This window comes from Flavobacterium sp. HJJ, from assembly GCF_015351475.1.
Taxonomy (GTDB): domain Bacteria; phylum Bacteroidota; class Bacteroidia; order Flavobacteriales; family Flavobacteriaceae; genus Flavobacterium; species Flavobacterium marginilacus.
Genome location: NZ_JADKPR010000028.1, coordinates 47,259 through 65,072, shown reverse-complemented (window position 1 = coordinate 65,072; position 17,814 = coordinate 47,259). Strand labels below are relative to the sequence as shown.

Here is a 17,814-nt window from a genome sequence, read left to right as displayed (position 1 = left end):
GATGCTACAAAAAAAATGATTAATGTGTTTTTCTAGAAAACACATTAATCAAGGTTAAACAATTAGAAACATAATAAATAAGCAGAATTCTTGCTATTTATTAAACAATGAGAAAATAGATTTTACCGCTGTGGCAATTATTTCTATTAGCTCGTCAAATTCAGAATTTTCCATATCAAAATGAATAAGGTTAAACAATTATATATTAAATTGATTTGTTTTTTATTTTCATTACAAAGATATTTGCTAAGTATGCATTAGTGGTGCGCAGAAAAAATTATATTTACAGTTACTAAAAAGGACAATTTCATATCTATGGCTTTAACAAAAAATCCCTTAGTTCGTTATAGAATTTTAGATACTTGTTTTAAAAACAGTACTAGGAGTTTTTCTATTGATTTATTAGTTGAAGAAGTAAATAAGCAATTAATCGAATTTAATCGTAATGCTGATGTTGAAGAAATTGAGAAAGATTGCATAAAAAAGCGTCAACTACAATACGATATTGCTTTTATGGAGAGTGAAAAGGGTTATTCGATTCAGTTGGATAATTTATTTGAAGGAAAAAAAAGAATTTATCGCTATACAGACACCAATTATTCCATTCAAAATGCACCATTAAACGACGGAGATATTGAACAAATTCAAACCGCCATTCAAGTACTATCGCAGTTTGAAGGAATGCCTCAGTTTGAAGGAATGCAAGAGATTGTTGCTAAATTAAAGACTGATTTAAAAACAAAGGCAGACGAAAAACCATTTATTGGTTTTGATAGTAGTCAAGATTTAAAAGGAATTGAATATTTCAGTATGCTTTATAATTCTGTACAAAATAAATATCCATTGGAAATTACCTATAAAGATTTTAAAACAAAAGAACCTTATACTTATATTTTTCATCCATACTATCTCAAAGAGTACAATAATCGGTGGTTCGTATTTGGATTACATGCTGAAAGTTTAAAAGCGGACTGGAATGTTGCCATAGACAGGATTGAAAATATTGTACCGGCTCAAGTCCCTTTTATACCCGATGATAATAATGATTGGCAAGAGTATTTTTCAGATATGATAGGGGTAAGTAAGCCTATTGGCGGAAAGATAGAAGAAGTCATCTTACATTTCAATCAACTTACAGGCAGATATATGGAAAACAAGTCCATACACGAAACACAAAAACATAAATGGATTGATGAGAATACACTTGAATTAAAAATTAAAGTGGTTATTAACTATGAATTAGAACGATTAATTTTGAGTTATGGGGAAAGTGTAAAGGTAATTGCACCACCTCAACTATTAGACAAAATAAAGCAAAGGATCCAAGTAGCAATTAACCAATACGAAGTTTAAGCTGCAAAACCTCTTCCCATTTGAGCTAATTCATAGAAATGCTGGAATGCTACATCAACTTTTTGAGAAAAAACTAAACGGTCATAGCTGGTTTCTGGCAATAAATTTCCCAGGACTAATTGAATTTCTCTTTTTACTTTTTCTTGAGTTGCTTTTTCCTTATGCCATTCTTGGATTAGTATTTTATTTTTAGCATCGTATAATTTCTCTAATAAAGATTTGGCTGCCAATCTTACTGATTTTTCTTCTTCTTTGGTTAGTTTTTCTTTTTTTAATAAATCGAAAAGTTCTTGCTCTTCTTCCGTCATTTCATTTTTAGCAGCTCTTTTTTGCTCTTCATTCATCGCTTCAGCCTGCTTAATTAATTCTTCGTAAGCTTCTTCAATAGAAATACTACCGGAGTTGTATTCATCTATAATCTTTTGAAAATTTTCTAAAAATGACCCTCGTGTTTTATTTTGAGCTAACATTTGCTTTAACTTAATCTCAAGCAATTCTCTTAAATCAGCAAACTGAATATTTTTATGCTTTTTATCTGGAAACTCACTTCTTAATAATTCAAAATTTAATTTACTTAAATCGATTTGTTTAGATGAATCTATTTTGTACTCAAAATTTGAAGGATCTTGTAAGTCACCTTTGCCCACAACGCTTGTATCTAGTAATTCTTCTATTTTTTTCTTAGCCCTTTCTACAGCTTCGTCTTGATCTATGTTTCTATCAACAACATCTCTAAGATATTGCAATACATCTCTATTCTTTTTTACAATAGGAAATTCATATACTTCGGGTTTTGCTGAATCATATAATGAAACAATTGTATTTACAAATAATCCTAATTGCTTTCTGTGTTCATCTTTAGCTAAAATAATATTCGCATATTCTTGGAATAATTCTATTTCTTTAAAACCTCTTTCGCCCATTGAAAGAATTTTATCTAAATCGGCACCTAATTCCGTACAAAATAATTTTGCTTCAATAATTGCCTGGTCCAATAAGCATAACAACTCTTCAAATTCCTTTGCAGGATATTCGTCTTCATCATCTTCATTTTTTCTACCTTTAGTTCCTTCTGCATAGGCAGCCAATGCTATTTTAAGATTTCTAAAAACTCCAAAATAATCTATTACTAAACCATTCTTTTTACCTTCAATAACTCGATTTGTTCTTGCAATAGTTTGCATTAACGTATGATTTTGTAACGGTTTATCTAAATACAGCGTTGAAACTGATGGTGCATCAAAACCAGTCATCCACATTGCTGTTACAAAAACGATTCTGTACGTATTATTTGGGTCTTTAAAATAATCTTCGATGTTTCTGCCGTCTTCATCTGGATTGTCTAACAATTGTCTGTGTGTTCTAATATTTAAGCCTGCTTCACTAAATGCTTTTTCTTCTTCTTTATCGCTTCCTTCTTGACTTATTACCACTGCCATTTTGGTTTCTGTCATAAAAGCGATTGCCTTTTCATATCTTGTTTTTAGTTCAGGATTGGTTTCGATTGCTATTTTCTTTCTTAAGTCTTTGATTTCTTCCTTTAGGTGGTATTGTACTTTGTCATACATTTTGACCGCAGTGAATTTATCAATGCTAATTACCATTGCTTTCATTGGTCGTCTTCTGTCTTCTTCATCTAAGACATCTAAACGATATGGAAAATGTTTGACAATATGCTTTGCAATTTCTTCTAATCTGTCGTCTCGTCGGACAACATTTAACATAGTAGAAAACTCTTTGTCTAATTTACTTTTTTGTTCTTCAGTAAGGTTTTCATCTTCGAGAATTTCAGCAGCTTCACCGACCAAATCAGGATTAACTTGTTCTACTCTAGGCACACTTTTTTTGTAGAAAATAGGCACTGTTGCACCATCCTCGATACTTTGTGCAAAATTGTATTCTGAAATATAGGAACCAAACCAATCTTTTGTCAATTCACTTTTCAGTAATGGTGTTCCTGTAAAAGCTATGTATTGCGCATTTGGTAATGCTATACGCATATTTTCTGCCAAGCTCTTGTATTGCGTTCTATGGGCTTCATCAACAATTACAATCCAATCGTTTCTTTCTGTTAGTTGTGGATATGTTTTTCCGCTTTCAATACCGAATTTAAAAATTAGTGTAAAGACATACGCTCTGTTGGATTGGAGATATTCCCGTAGTTTTTCTTTGTCTTTTGGTCTGAAATAATTCTCCTTTTGGTCTTTGGTTTCTACAATTACATCTGTTTCTAGAAAGTTTCTATAAATCTGACTATCTAAATCTTTACGATCTGTTATGACTAAAAAAGACCAATTTCCGGTAACTTTTCGATGGATTTTTTTTGAAAAGAAAATCATTGAATAGGATTTTCCAGAACCTTGTGTGTGCCAAAATATACCTAATTTACCCTTATTTATTTCTTTATTCTGCAAGGCAAGTATAGCATTATTAACACCCAAATATTGGTGATTTTTGGCAATAATTTTCACCTTGTTTTTGTGGAATAACACAAAGTTTTCAAAATAATCTAATAGGCTTTCTTTTCTACAAAGTCCTTCTCCAAATATTTTTAGACTTAAATGCTCTCCTGTTTTTTGACTTTCTATTTCAATTTCCTCTTTTGTAGGTTGGTCGTGCGTTATGGCTGTGTCAGTTAGTTTTAACCAAGAAAAGAAATGATCCCAAGGTGCATTAAAACTACCCACTCTGGTTTGTATTCCGTTGGAAACACACACAAATAAATTGTACCAAAATAATTGTGGAATATCTCGTTTGTAATCTTTAAGGTTTTTATCAAATCCAACTTTTACTTTTTCTGTAGCATTTTTTAATTCAATCATTACCAATGGTAAACCATTGACATATAACAATAAATCAGGTCTTCGTGTAATGTTTTGCGTTTCCTGATATTCGATACTTAATTGAGAAACCAATAAAAAATCATTGGCTGTTTTTTGATTAAAGTCAATAACTTTTACATAATCATTTTCTTCTCTACCCAATTCATTTTTGTATTCAACCTGTACGCCATTTTTAATTAATTCATACAGTTCTTTGTTGGCCATTATAGGTGTAAGTGTAGCTCTACTTTTTGTCAATTCATAAATAGCATGGTCAATACATTCACTAGGTAAATGCTTATTTAGCTTTTCTAAACTATGTCTCAATTGGTCAAGTAATACTACATCTTTGAGTGTTTCTCTACCGATTAGTTTTTTCTCCCAAGCATTGATGTGTGTGTAACCCAATTTTTCTATAAAGAAATTGATATCGGCTTCTTCAATATGTGATTCGTTTAGATATGCCATAGTAATAGTATCTTATGGAAATTATTTTAATAAAGCTTCTTGACAAAAATCAATAGCAATCTCAATTTTGTCTTTTGTTTTTGTTTCTTTTAAAACGTAATGATCTCCTATTTTTTTAAGATTAAATTTTTTAATTAGTAATTCAGATTTTGAATGCTTATCTAAATTGTAAATATCATATCCATCTTCAAAACAATAGATATCTATGTTTTTTGGTATTCTTAAACAACTTAAATCATCGGTGTATCGACCAGAGAATAATTCTAATTTTTTCTCGTGGATTAATCTTTGTTTGATAGTAATTAAATAAGGATTTAAATGATATGATGCTAATGGTTGTTTCCCTGAATTTCCCAAACTATTTATGTTAAAACCAATTGCATCAGTCCAACTAAACAAATTAAATTTATCGTAGTAAATAGAAGTAATCTCGTTGTATTTAATAAAATAATACTGCCAATCTTTTTCAATATGTTTAAAGTTTTTAATCATTTTGTTTAATTTGTCAGATACTGTCTTTTCTGGGAGATTTATATATTCTTCTAAAAAAGAGCTAATAACCGTTTTTATTTTCTTTTGTTCTTCTTTGTCTGTTGTTGCAAGTATTCGATTCCAATAATCTTTTGCACCAAAATACCAAATTTGTCCCAAGCTAGAATAATCGTGTGTAAGTACTGAAAAGTCACCGTGTGTTAATAATGCTCTTACTAATAGTGAATTATTAGTTTCTTTAAGTTCCCAAATTTCATAAAAGGCTGTCACATATTTTTCAATATCAACAGCTTCAATGTCAAAATTATCAGTGATGCCTTCTAAATAATAATGTTCCTCTAGTTTGATAATACTTTCTTCTTCTTGATTGTTTTTAAGAATAGAAGCTATTTTATTTTTTTCTGCATCAATCGCTTCTTTTGTAAATCCTTTTAGTTTGTTTTCTGTAAATAATTGGAATACACTTTTGTTTTGATTTGTTTTGATTAACTGCACAAATTCTTCAATGAATTTAGAATAATCAAAAAAGTTTGGCAACCTTAAATTGGAAGTGTATTCAATCCTTTTTTTTGTGCTTACTTGTCGAATTCTTGAAAGTAAATTTCTTGTTATTCTAATAAAATCCTTTAATTTCTTATCCGGAATTAGCGTATTTGTTTCTATACAAAATTCTAAAACAGCATATAGAAGCACTCTTTGCTTTACATCAAATTGATTGTCAGTGAATGCTCTTAAAAATAAATCGGTACTCTTGTCATCAAACAATTTTACTTTGCCAAGAATATATTCATTATTACAAAAGAGTTCATTAAAAAACGAATCAATAGATTTTACACTTGACAATAAATCAAGTGAATTGAAAAGAAAATCAACATTATTTTTATCAGCATAAACCGTTTTTAATGAATCGAAATTCTTGATAAAATTGTCGTCTTTATTATTCTTATAATGAAGCATTTCTGCGATATAGTAGAAAAAATTTAAAATATTTTCATCTAAACCTTTATCGCTTACTTTTCTGTAATCCCAAAATAAATCAACCCATTTACCATCAATATTAAATGCAAAATATTCTTGATAAGTAACCTTGGCTCCTTTGAAATCAACTTTTTCTTTAAAATAATTAGTTTTATCATTATTTAAAAGTTGAGAGAAAATGGCTTTAAAATTTTCAAAAGGTGTTAATGGTTTTCCTCTTGAATTCATTTTTATGTATAATTCATCGGTTAATTTGAATTCATCAGATTTAATATCAATATAGTCAAATGTTATAAGTTCTTTTAAGGTTAATTTATCCCAAACATTTTCAGAATCAGTTAATGTTGTATGAATTGTTTCCAACATATTGAGCATTGCAATAATTGTTGGATCATTTTTCCAAGAAGTCATAAACCAAGATGAATCTACTATTTCCTCTTTTATGGAATCAATTTTTTCTAAATTTAAAATTGGATTATAGACTAAATTTTCGCAAAATCTTTTTGAAGAAATTCTTGTTTCGTAAGTAAAATTTAAGAGTACTGATTTAACTGTATCGGTATTGTTATCTTTTATTAATTTACCTTCTTTAGAAGCAAAATACCAGTGTAACAACCACAAAGTAGTTAATCTTTGTTGACCATCAAGTGGTATAAAATCGGTTTTACCTTGGCTAGTTTTTTCGGTGTAACCATATACAAAATCTAGGTTAAGCTTTTCAGTTCCTTCATTTAAGATTTTTTGAATTTTTTTAATGAAACTGCTTCTTAACTCTATTTCAGATTCACGACCTTGTGCATAATCTCTTTGAATCAATGGAATTTTGACCAAATTATTTTCTAACAATGTGTATAAAGTATATTTCATTGATTTGTTTTATTTTTTTGCTGCATTTACAAAATAGTCATACGTTTCTTCAAGACTTTTAAGATACCCAGTTCTGTCTTCTTGTCTCCAATAGGCATTGTTTTGCGGATAATCGGTATATGCTTTTAAAAACACATTTCTTGAACTAATTGGAACGTAAAACCCTTTCACTTCTCGCTTTTTAATTTTTTCTCTTTTTACATCAAAAACAGAATTGTTTAATTGGCTATTGGTGTTTTTATCTATTAGACATAAATTATCAATCTGATGCGTATTTTTCTCTGTAATACCAGCTATTTTATTGATTAATGAATAGACATAAGTTACAATTTTATTAAACTCTTCTTTGTCTAAATTATCATCAATTAAAGCTGCATTCATTTTTTTAATTATGCTATCAAACTGAGCATCATTTGTATTGGTCAATGATTTTATATGGTCTTGCAACCAAGATTTTTGTTGCTCTGGTTTTGTTATGTTTTCAGCGTTTTGAGCGTGAATGTGCTCTAAGCTCCACTTTTCATTCTTTTTAGTTTTTTTGTAAAGATTGAAAGGAAATTTGGCTTTTTCTTTTTCCGATTTTAATGTAGCTATTACATTATGCAGAAACAAAATTTTGATAATTAGAGGTTTATCATTTGATTTTTGGTTCTCGTTTTCGTAACACAAATCTTTTAGATTAACATCAATACTGTTTCCACTTGCGTCTTTATGTTTTGAATTAATTTTAATTACGCCTTTGATTTCGCCTTCAAGATAGCTTACGAAAGATTTTTTTGTTCGCACTTTCGATTCTTTAATCAGAGTATCAATAATATTACTTCCTTTTGATTCAATGAGATAACCAATGTAATGATAGAGTTGTCTGTTTTCAAACCATTCTTTGTAGTATTCAAAATATTCAATAACCATTTCCCAAATGTGCTTTACTGCTTCAATTCGTGATTTATTTTCGTTGGTTATTACATCTTGTAAATAGGCAGAAAGTATTAGAAAAGTTGCATGTTTTAATGGTTTAGTTTCAAAATACTTTTTCTCTCTAAAAATCTTATTGGCAATAGCATCAAAAATAAATTCAATGTGTGTAGGTTTTGTATTTTCATCGTTACTCAAAAAATACCAGAACGCTTCTTCTTGCAAGGTATATTCTATCGTGTCCCATTCGGTAGCGATTTCAAACAATTTCATTTTATTGATTTTTAAATCGTCTGGATGGTATTTGTCACTTTGTAATAACAGCGCTTTTATTAATTCGGCATCGGTTAATGCAATTTTACCTACATTTAAACGAATAAAAACATCGATTGGATTTTTTTCTTGCTGTACGTCATACCAAATAAATCGTATGTTTTTATTACCTGGACCGTTATCGTCAAGCAAAATTGGAACTAATTTTATTTTTGCTCCTGGGTGACTTTTAAACCAAGTGTCAATGTATTTGTAACTATTACAAATGTGTTGAAAATCTATGTTTGATTCGTCAATAGTAGTTATGAAAGTTCTATCTCTTAAAAAAACTTCACATTTATCTCTTGTATCGTAGTTTAAAGTAAACAGTTCTTGATTATATCCATTTTCAAATCTTACCGATTCTAAATAAACAAGTATTAAGTACAACGTTGTTAATCGTTGTTGACCATCTAGCACATTGAATTCATTTTCTTTAATTTTTTGAACCACAATAGGCTGCAAACAATAGAATTCGCCATTGTTGGAAGTATTCATAAAATTCCAAATATCATCCAAAAGTTCGGTAACTTCTTGCTCTTCCCATCTATACCCACGCTGGTAATGCGGGATTATGAATTTTTTGCCGAATAAATCTATTAATGGTGTTGTGCTACTCATGCTCTATTTTCTATTTATATTCAGTTCTTTATTCTGCAACCATTCCTAATTCTTCCTCTTTTTCTACCAAATGCTCCACACTCAACTTACCGCTTATTAATCGGGGCAATAACAAATCGCGGGTTTCTTGGAGAAGCTGGTTTTTCTCTTGAAGATTCAATATTAATTCGAAATTATTTTTAATTAAATTGTGAAAGGCTAATAATGTTTTTTCTTCTGGAAGAATTATTTTCATTTTTTCAAATTTACTCTTGTTAACATTTGTCATTGTAGCTCCATTACTTCCTAAGTTATCAAGCAATGGTTTTAAATTATAGGCAAAACAATAAAAATAAAAAGAATACTGTTCTTTATAAAATACGATAGAGTTTATTTGCTGATTTGTTTGACAATCTCTTGAAGATAATGCGTATGCACCTGCACTTCCAATGCAACTTACGATTAAACTATTTTTTTTGATAAATTTATTCTTTTGAGAGTTTGCACCAAAATCTGAAAGAGTTTCATTTGTAGAGATTACATAAGGAAAATCTTTAATATCGGGAGTTTTTACAAATGGGATTGTACCATTATAATATTCTTCATTAAAGGTTGATGGAGTTTTTCCAGTCACTATATCACCAAAAAAATCAAATTCTTTTTCTTCCCAACCTTCCGGCAAACCATCAACAATTTTTGTGTTTTCATAACCTGGAAAACGCAAACGCACAAACCATTCTTTGTAGATTTCTTCTGCCATTTCTTCTAATAGCTTGATGCGTTGTTTGTTGTTTTCAATTAATTCATCGTAAGCAGATAGAATGGAGGCGATTTTATTTTGGATTGAAAGTGGTGGTAAAATCAATGGTAATCTTTTTATCATCTCCAAACTTAAAAAACCTTGAGCAGAACCACTTTTAATATTTTCCACCCATTTTTGTAAATAAGAAGATTTGAAATAATAAAGTAAATAAGATGAATTAACTTCGTTGAAATCTGGTCTAATAATAGCTACACTACTTGAAAGCCCAAATTCATCTGTAGAATTATATAAATAAGCACCACCAATTGAACCAATAATTGAAAAAATCAAATCATTTACTTTTGGTTTTGTTAATGCTTTTGAATTTTCTCTAAAATGCTTTTGATAATCTTTTTCAGATATATATTCAATTTGCTTAAGATTAATCCCTTCTTTATTAAAATTTTTTGATGTTAAATAAGGGATTCCATATTCAACTCTTTGAATACTTGCGTGAGCTCCATCACCAATAATACAAACATTTCCAATAGAGGTTTTGTCAAAATTCATCGACTAATATTTTTTTAGTTGATAAAATTATTTTTTCAATTTCGGAAGCTCTAAAACTCAATTTTTCAAATTCTTTTATATTATTTTTAAATTTCAAATTAAAATCATCATTACTTAAATTTTCATCTTCAATTTCAACCCCAACAAATCTTCCTGCATTCATAGAATAATCTTGCTCATCAGCATATTCTTTTTTATCAGCTACTTTGCATAAACCAACTACATCGGCATACTTGGCTTCTGGGAAACGGCTTTGCAACCAATTTATATTTTCATACCAATAGTCAACTTGTTCTGTACTGTTTTTCCAGATTTGTTGCAGTTCATCTATTAACTTTGCACCATTTAAACCTAGTCCATTCCAGTCTTTATCGCTTTTAACTTTAATTTGTTTGTCAGCCAATGTTAACACTTCTAACAAGTTATCTTTGCTGGTTTTTAGCGATGCCTCAATTTCTTTTAGTTGAGAAGTATAAACAGCTAATTGTTGAGCGTATGAGAGTTGTAGTTCGTTTGTTTGTCCTTCAACTGCACTCAAGGGGTCAGGTAATGACAAATTTGTTAATGTCAATACCTCTATTTTTTGAAGCAAACCACTTGCTATAATCTTTTTAAAAGCTTCGGGTTTGTGCTTGGTTTTACTATCTCTTGTGTAATGCTGTAATTTTATTATCGTTTGTTGTATAATGGTCCAATAGTCGTTAAAAGCCGTTGGCAATTTGCCCATAGCCTCATTAGCTTGGTTGATGTAGTGATTAACTAACTCTAGATAACGCTCATTTTCGCCACGATACAAACGTACAATGGCTGTTAAGTTTTGAATGTGCTCTTCTTTCCATTCGCGGTGTGCACGATCTATTTGATGATACGTGTTTCGAGCATCGATAAAAAGAATTTTGTCTTTTCGGTCTGTATTCACTTTCTGTTTGTCAAAAAACCAAAGTGTTGCCGGTAAGGTTACAGTCAAAAACATATTAGAAGGCATTGAGACCATACAATCTACAATACCACTATCTACAATTTTTTTTCGAATTTCATATTCAGAATTTCCAGCATCAGAAGCCGAGTTTGGCATTACAAAACCAGCTCTTCCTTTTTCATTTAGTGAAGTAGCAAATAAAGAAATCCATAGGTAATTGGCATCGGTAATGCTATCGTTGGTATTTTTACCTTTGTTTTTAGGTAAGCCGTATTTGTAGAAACGCTCATCGTTTTTAACGGTGCTTTCTTTTACTGATTTTACGTTAAAAGGCGGATTAGCCATTACAAAATCAAACTTTCCTAATCCATCATAAGGGTCATTTTCATAGGAGTTGGTTTCGGTAATTTCTCCACGAATGTTGTTGACCATCAAGTTCATCTTTGCCAAACGTGCCGTTTCTCCCATATACTCTTGTCCGTAAACATAAATATCATTCAGGTCGTGATTGGCTTCTTTTACAAAAGTGGCACTTTGTACAAACATACCTCCCGAACCACAAGCCGGATCGTATATTTTACCTGCATAAGGTTCAATAACTTCTACAATAAATCGTACTACCGAAGTTGGGGTAAAAAATTCACCTCCTTTTTGTCCTTCACTCATTGCAAATTCACCCAAGAAGAACTCGTATATTTTACCAAAAATATCTCCAGTGGCATTTTTAGGAATGTCGGAGAATGTTTTTAGTAATTGCGGTAGTATGTCGGCTTTCTTCTTTTCAATATCAAAGTAAGCTTCTTTTGGTAAAACGTCTTTGAACTTGTCGTCTTGGTATTTCTCAATGCCTTCCATTGCTTTTCGCAAAGCTTTAGCCAAACTTTCGTCACCCGGAAGCGTTAGCAAATAATCGTAACGTGCATAGTCTGGCAAATAGAATCCACATTTTGACAATGCTATTGATTCAATTGGTCTTTCTAATCGTGTTCCTTTTTCGGCGTTGAATTCTTTAAGAATTTCTGGCTCGTAGTGGGTGTATTTATTTTCAGCAAATCGTAGAAAAATAAGTCCTAGAACAGGCACGGCATAATCGGCTGCTTTTAGTCCGCCGTAAGCTCGTAGTGAATTAGCTGAATCCCAAAGGTCTTTTTCTAGTTTTTTGAGTTGTTCGTTTGTCATTTTTAATTTTAATTATCTACCTTTTTAAAATTTATTACAAAAAACTCATATTTACTTGTTTTAGGATTTGTATTTTTTGTTGACTTAGTGATTTCTAACTTATCTCCAACATTATACTTACCGTGGATATTGGTATATTGAAAAGTAAAATTATCCATATAGTAATGACTGTCTTCATCTTGCAGTAAAAAACCGATTAATTCGCTTTCAACTATTTCAGCAGTTTCACTTTTAATCCAATTGTTTTTTATTGGATCGGAATCAATATGAGTCTTGACCCAAACAATAATATCTAATAATTGAAATACACAGCTTTTAATTAGATAAGTACTGTTCGCAATTTTTAAATGTTCATCAATTTTCGCTCGATGAGCAGCAGGTTGAGTTATATTAAGAATATTATGCAAACCATCACTTATTACTTTTGGTATTTTAGAAGTTGCATTGAGTGTGAAACCTTTCTCTTGATATCCGCATAAAAACTTGCTGCTCTCTGATAAACTAACACCTCCAGTTACAAAATCCACAGGAAGTAATTCATATTTATGGAAACATTTAAATATATCTTCAACAATTTTACGTACAACAATGAATTGATTATTTAATTCGTCCTGATCTATAATGGATAAAATGTAAAGTATGTTTTCATTAGCTTCTTCTCCTAAGTATTTTTCAGAACAAACTTCAAGTACCTTTTGATAGCGGTGTCTAATTTGTGTGAAAATTTGTTGGTCAGCCATAGCTTTAAGGTCTATAAACAATTGATCATTGTCTCTTGACTTTTTATAAATTTTAACTTCCCCTACTAATTCACTAAAAGTATTGTTATCCACTAAATCGGGTTGACCAGTGAAAATAAAATAAGGAACTACTCTTTTATGATTAAGTTCTTTTATTTTATAAATAGAATTTGTTAGTCCAGTTAATTTGGCAGCCTCATCTTCAGATTCATCGTAAACCTTGGCATCTAAAATTATAGCATCATATTTATATAGATTATTATTTAGTTCTTCCATACCCTTTTTAGAAGTTTTGAAAGGAAAAATATCTATTCCATTTAGATAAGCAAACTCTAACAATCCTTCTTGATCTTCAAATTGATCATCAATCCACAGTACCTTATATCTTTTCATAATTATTCGTTTTCAATATTTAATATCAAATCTATTCTAACAGGGTAATACTCTTCAGGAAAATCATTTACTACAACTTCAGCATCAAAATGTTTCGCAATTTCCGTTACTTTCCATGACCCAAAACCTTTATTAGATGTTTCTCCTGCTTTTTCGCCTTTTAAATAGTAACGTTCCGCCATACCTTTTGGAAAAGGTTTTCCATTATTCAAAAAAGAAATGACAATTTTTTTTAATTCTTCATCAAATCTAAGTTCAATTACAAACTTATATTTCTTTAACGGATCAGTGAATCCATGTCGAATAGCATTTTGAAGAATGTTATTATACAATTCTTCAAAATCAAGTCTAGAAAATTTAATCATTGGCTTAATTAAATCTTCATCATTTGCAAAAGCATTAATATCATCAATAAAAGTAATATCAAAAAGTTCATTATTTACCCCTTTTTCTATACAATACTTAATTAGTTCTGCAGCATCAAGAAACTCTGATTTTTTAAAATTAAAATCATCATTAATATTATCTACAAAATATACAACTTCCTTAAGACTTTCTGAAAGCAGATGAAATCTTTGCGCTACAGTAGTCCCCTTAACAGGATTAATAATGCTTTTGGCATCAAGAATTCCATTATTTTGCTTCATAATAAAGGTCAAAACATCTAGTGATGATTTAACGTTGTTTAAATGCTGCATGATGTTATGCTTTTTCAAGCCTAATTCTTCTAGATGCTCTTTTTTGAATTGATCCATTTTAGATTGCAATTCAACTTCTTTCTTTTTGAACTTTTTAGAAACATCATTTACAAGTTTAACATCTGAAAGTTGTTGTTCATAACTATCTGGAATCTTTATAAGAATTGAAAGCAATCTTTCCTTAGAAATGAATGGCATAACAGTACCAGATCTTTCTACTTCGATCTGTTGTAAAATATAATCCTTTTCAAGTTCAAGCATCAAATACTGATAATTTACTATTTTGTCAATCACTTTACAAGCTAAAATATCATTTGAAGAATAGTAAATTGGAGTCCTATCACTATATAAGAAAACTGTTGATTTTAAAGAGAATCCTCTTAAAGCTAGTAATATAGCTTTTTTTTCAAGTATATTCGATTTTTTAGGAATTTCAATTTCTTCAACTTCTTTAAAAGATGAGGCATAGTAGACAGGATTTTCATTAAGTAAATCTTTTATCTTTACAAACTTTCCTTTTCTGTATGCATACTTATACTTAATTTCAATAGGTTTGATTAAATCACTTAATTTCATTAATTTATAACCTGATTGCAAGTTTAGATTTAAATCTTCTAAAAAATAACGAGCAGGAAATAAATTATAATGATTGTTAATTATCTTATTTACTTCTATATCCTTTTTTATTACACTATCAGAGTTTATAGCTGTAAATATTTTATCTAAATCAAGTTTTCTACTACTATTATATCCCTTTATTAAACATTGACTAGCATCAACAAAAATTGGCAAATTTTCATTTTTACTATTTAGAACTAGTAGGCTAAATGGAATTGAACTATGTCCCAATATACCAGAAGGCAATGAAATCACCATTTCCAGAAAATTATTTTCTACTAAAAATTTTCTAAAATCTACGATATATTCATCATCACTTGTTAAAAAACTATTAAAAGTAGTAATGACAATTTTTCCTTTTTTAGATTTTACCTTTTTTAAACTTTCGCTAATAACAAATAGAGTTTCATCAGTAGAAGTAATAATTTGATTGTTATTATTGTCTTCATCGGCCTTTAGAACAGCAGTAAACCTTAAACGGGGATTGGCAATAATAAAATCAAATTTGCCATTATCATTTGCTAAACTTAAAAACGAATGTGTATTTTCAATATTATTTCGATTTTTAACTTTATTAGCCAAAAGTCGCAGTTTTGAAATCGACCATTTTTTTTTATCTATTTCTTCACCTAAATATATTGTGTTTTTTGGTAAGTTTAATGCAAAAGAACCAAAACCTGAAAAAGGATTATAGATTGATAAACAGTCTTTTTTGGGAAGAAAACTTAGCATTAACTCTACAAGCTCTTTGGGTTGTAAACTTTCTGAAGCTTTATCATTAGAATTTATGATTCTTTCTAATAGTTCATCAAAAAAAACTCCAAAATTAATTTCTTGAACATTAATAGTATTAATAATTGTAATTATTGAGTTAAGTACAATGCCTTCTTCCTTTTTTCCTAAAAACGAAGAAAAATCAAATGAAGAAAACACTCCTTCAAGTGCTGGGTTATCTAGCTCAATTTTATTGAATATTTTAGTCAAATAATCACCATTAAAACTAGCAGGATATAGATGATCTAATTCAATTTGATCAAATCTTTTATTGGCAGTAATAATATTCTGCTTTAGAGAGAAATCATTCTTGTCAAAAATTGTAATTGAATCGTCAAACTTATAAAGATCGCCTTTAAGCGATTCCTCTTTTATAAACCGCAAAAAAACTAAGCTTATGATTACCTCCTCAAATTCGTTTATAGAATATGGGCCTCTAACTTTATTAAGATTAGTCCAAAGATCAATTGCTATTTCGATAGAAGAAGAGTTATTCATAGAAGTCATAAAATTAAATTAACAAGTTATTATTTTTATTACTGCAAAGATATTTTGAATGTGTGCATTAGTGGTGCATAGTAGAAAATAATATCATTTAGCTAATTTCTGCTAAAGTAACAAAACAAATTAAGAAGAAACTGAAAACATGAATTATCTCCTGATTCTTTCCTTTAATTCTATTTCAATTCCGTTATTTTAATGCATAGAAAGCATAATTGAGTTTGCAATTTAAATCAAACGGAATCAAATTAAACACCTACTCATTTGTTTTATTTAAATTTTGGAAATCGTGAATGTTTAACCTAAACGCGTTTGTCTTTTGATTGAGAATTAAATGTTATGAGGTTAAACATTTGTCGTAACCTTGAACGTACCCGGTTACCATAGCAGTTTTCTATCTCCGAAGCTGAGAGATTAGTTGTAATGTGTGTTACCGAACCGTTTTCAACAAATTGTTCGTAGCGACTAATCAAAATTTCGGCCATCACGTTGCAGTCGTTTCCAAAGTGCTTGATTTGTTGTTCGGCTCCCAAGTCATCAAAACAATAGCCGGTTAACCGAATCTGCTGATTGGATTTTTCAGTATATGGACGCAAAGCTTCAAAACCGTATTTGGCAAATTCAAAAGACACAAAGCGTGTAGTTTTAATTTTGTAATCGCATTTGGCATACAAAAATGGTTTTATCAAATGCATTAATGACGTTTTCCCGCATCCAATAGGACCAGAAAGCAAAATTCCTTTGTTGAGGTCTAAACCAAGCCTGAATGCGTTTTCATTATCTCTTATGGCATAGATCAATAATTTGTAGATTGTCGGTTTATCGTCATTGCTGATTTTGAAAGATTGTCCGTAGGTTTGTTTACCATGGTACTCGAGGTATTCAAAACATTTATTCAAATCATAGATTTTTCTATTGTTTACAATTTCAAAAACATCTTGAAGATTATAGTGGTTCTGCATAGTCTTTTGAATTTGAAACGTTGAGATTTTTGGGATTCAAATTGTTTTTTGAATTGGTTGTATTGAATTTTTCTAAATTCAAAATCCAATTTCGTGCGGCGGCCTGCCAGTCTTTCATTTGGGTTTTTCCGCCCACCAACCATCCTTTGCTGCTGTAATAATTGAAATATTTTTCGGCTTCGATTGAGCTTATTTTTTTTTCTTGAAAAAACTGTTTTACGACATCAAGATTTGGAGAACTAAACTCATTTGATTTTTTTTCTTTTTTAATTTCCTTTTTTTCATCTGGTACATATATAGTTTTATTGTTTTCTAATGTTTTATTATTATATATATATACCTGTTCATTATGTTGGCCATTTTTTGGTACGGTTCGTTCAAATTTTGGACTGGTTAATGGTGAAACAAGTTCATTTTTTGGCTCAGTTCGTTCAAAATTTGAACTGGTTAAGGCATTTTTGTCTTTTTTTTGGGGAAGAAGTTCATTTTTTGATTCGGTTTGTTCAAAATTTGAACTGGCTTTTAATTTCAGCAGTCCGTTTTTTGATTCGGTTTGTTCAAAATTTGGACTGGTTATGTCATCGGACAGTATAGACAAATCCGGTAAAATAACTTCTGTACCCTCATACGGATTATAGGAGGGCTTGTAAATAATGTAGTTTCTGTTATGCAACTCTTTCATGCACTTATGGTAAGTGCCTTTGGATTTGATTTTGGAAGCCAACATCATTTCTTCACGTGAAATGATAATTGGATTTTTAAATCGGTTGAGGTTCCATCGTTGGAATAATGCCAGATACAAACTAATATGAGTTGGAGTAATGGTTTTGTCCTGATTGGATTTGTTGAAAAAACCGGTGAGGTGTTTGATGTAGTTCATTTTTTTGTGAATAGTGAAAAGTGAATGGTTA

At 30.0% G+C, this 17,814-nt stretch carries 10 protein-coding genes; 1 reads left to right on the top strand and 9 read right to left on the bottom strand.

The annotated features are described in order from the left end of the window. Positions 1–315: 315 nt before the first annotated feature. Positions 316–1,353: a helix-turn-helix transcriptional regulator gene (locus IRZ80_RS18115; protein WP_194643296.1), complete on the top strand. Its 1,038-nt coding sequence runs from the start codon at positions 316–318 to the stop codon at positions 1,351–1,353. On the opposite strand, the gene IRZ80_RS18110 is transcribed toward IRZ80_RS18115, so the two are convergent. From IRZ80_RS18110 to IRZ80_RS18070, 9 genes are all read right to left on the bottom strand, one after another. Continuing rightward, positions 1,350–4,643 (bottom strand): type I restriction endonuclease subunit R, encoded by a 3,294-nt coding sequence (locus IRZ80_RS18110; RefSeq protein ID WP_194643294.1) that lies wholly within the window; start codon positions 4,641–4,643, stop codon positions 1,350–1,352. The genes IRZ80_RS18115 and IRZ80_RS18110 overlap by 4 nt on opposite strands. Positions 4,644–4,664: 21 nt before the next feature. After that, a complete protein-coding gene (locus tag IRZ80_RS18105; RefSeq protein WP_194643292.1) occupies positions 4,665–6,980 on the bottom strand; it encodes a DUF262 domain-containing protein in 2,316 nt (771 codons plus the stop codon). 9 nt (positions 6,981–6,989) lie between these two features. Next, positions 6,990–8,828: a DUF262 domain-containing protein gene (locus IRZ80_RS18100; RefSeq protein WP_194643290.1), complete on the bottom strand. Its 1,839-nt coding sequence runs from the start codon at positions 8,826–8,828 to the stop codon at positions 6,990–6,992. Positions 8,829–8,856: 28 nt separating this feature from the next. Then, entirely contained in the window at positions 8,857–10,119 is a 1,263-nt protein-coding gene (locus tag IRZ80_RS18095; protein ID WP_194643288.1) for a restriction endonuclease subunit S, read from the bottom strand. Next, positions 10,109–12,217: a type I restriction-modification system subunit M gene (locus tag IRZ80_RS18090; protein WP_194643286.1), complete on the bottom strand. Its 2,109-nt coding sequence runs from the start codon at positions 12,215–12,217 to the stop codon at positions 10,109–10,111. The genes IRZ80_RS18095 and IRZ80_RS18090 overlap by 11 nt, the downstream gene beginning before the upstream one ends. 8 nt (positions 12,218–12,225) lie before the next feature. Next, positions 12,226–13,350: a hypothetical protein gene (locus IRZ80_RS18085; protein WP_194643284.1), complete on the bottom strand. Its 1,125-nt coding sequence runs from the start codon at positions 13,348–13,350 to the stop codon at positions 12,226–12,228. Between the two features lie 2 nt (positions 13,351–13,352). Next, positions 13,353–15,938: an N-6 DNA methylase gene (locus tag IRZ80_RS18080; protein ID WP_194643282.1), complete on the bottom strand. Its 2,586-nt coding sequence runs from the start codon at positions 15,936–15,938 to the stop codon at positions 13,353–13,355. Between the two features lie 305 nt (positions 15,939–16,243). After that, positions 16,244–16,903, bottom strand: a complete 660-nt coding sequence (locus IRZ80_RS18075; protein WP_194643280.1) for an ATPase — start codon at positions 16,901–16,903, stop codon at positions 16,244–16,246. Next, complete coding sequence (locus IRZ80_RS18070; RefSeq protein WP_194643278.1) at positions 16,887–17,783, bottom strand: transcriptional regulator; 897 nt, start codon at positions 17,781–17,783, stop codon at positions 16,887–16,889. Before IRZ80_RS18070 ends, IRZ80_RS18075 begins: the two co-directional genes overlap by 17 nt. Between the last annotated feature and the right edge of the window lie 31 nt (positions 17,784–17,814).

What these genes read in the sequence shown, in the direction of transcription:
- IRZ80_RS18115 (WP_194643296.1), top strand. Translation starts at nt 316, where the DNA reads ATGGCTTTAACAAAAAATCCCTTAGTTCGTTATAGAATTTTAGATACT.
- IRZ80_RS18110 (WP_194643294.1), bottom strand. Translation starts at nt 4,643, where the DNA reads ATGGCATATCTAAACGAATCACATATTGAAGAAGCCGATATCAATTTC.
- IRZ80_RS18105 (WP_194643292.1), bottom strand. Translation starts at nt 6,980, where the DNA reads ATGAAATATACTTTATACACATTGTTAGAAAATAATTTGGTCAAAATT.
- IRZ80_RS18100 (WP_194643290.1), bottom strand. Translation starts at nt 8,828, where the DNA reads ATGAGTAGCACAACACCATTAATAGATTTATTCGGCAAAAAATTCATA.
- IRZ80_RS18095 (WP_194643288.1), bottom strand. Translation starts at nt 10,119, where the DNA reads ATGAATTTTGACAAAACCTCTATTGGAAATGTTTGTATTATTGGTGAT.
- IRZ80_RS18090 (WP_194643286.1), bottom strand. Translation starts at nt 12,217, where the DNA reads ATGACAAACGAACAACTCAAAAAACTAGAAAAAGACCTTTGGGATTCA.
- IRZ80_RS18085 (WP_194643284.1), bottom strand. Translation starts at nt 13,350, where the DNA reads ATGAAAAGATATAAGGTACTGTGGATTGATGATCAATTTGAAGATCAA.
- IRZ80_RS18080 (WP_194643282.1), bottom strand. Translation starts at nt 15,938, where the DNA reads ATGAATAACTCTTCTTCTATCGAAATAGCAATTGATCTTTGGACTAAT.
- IRZ80_RS18075 (WP_194643280.1), bottom strand. Translation starts at nt 16,903, where the DNA reads ATGCAGAACCACTATAATCTTCAAGATGTTTTTGAAATTGTAAACAAT.
- IRZ80_RS18070 (WP_194643278.1), bottom strand. Translation starts at nt 17,783, where the DNA reads ATGAACTACATCAAACACCTCACCGGTTTTTTCAACAAATCCAATCAG.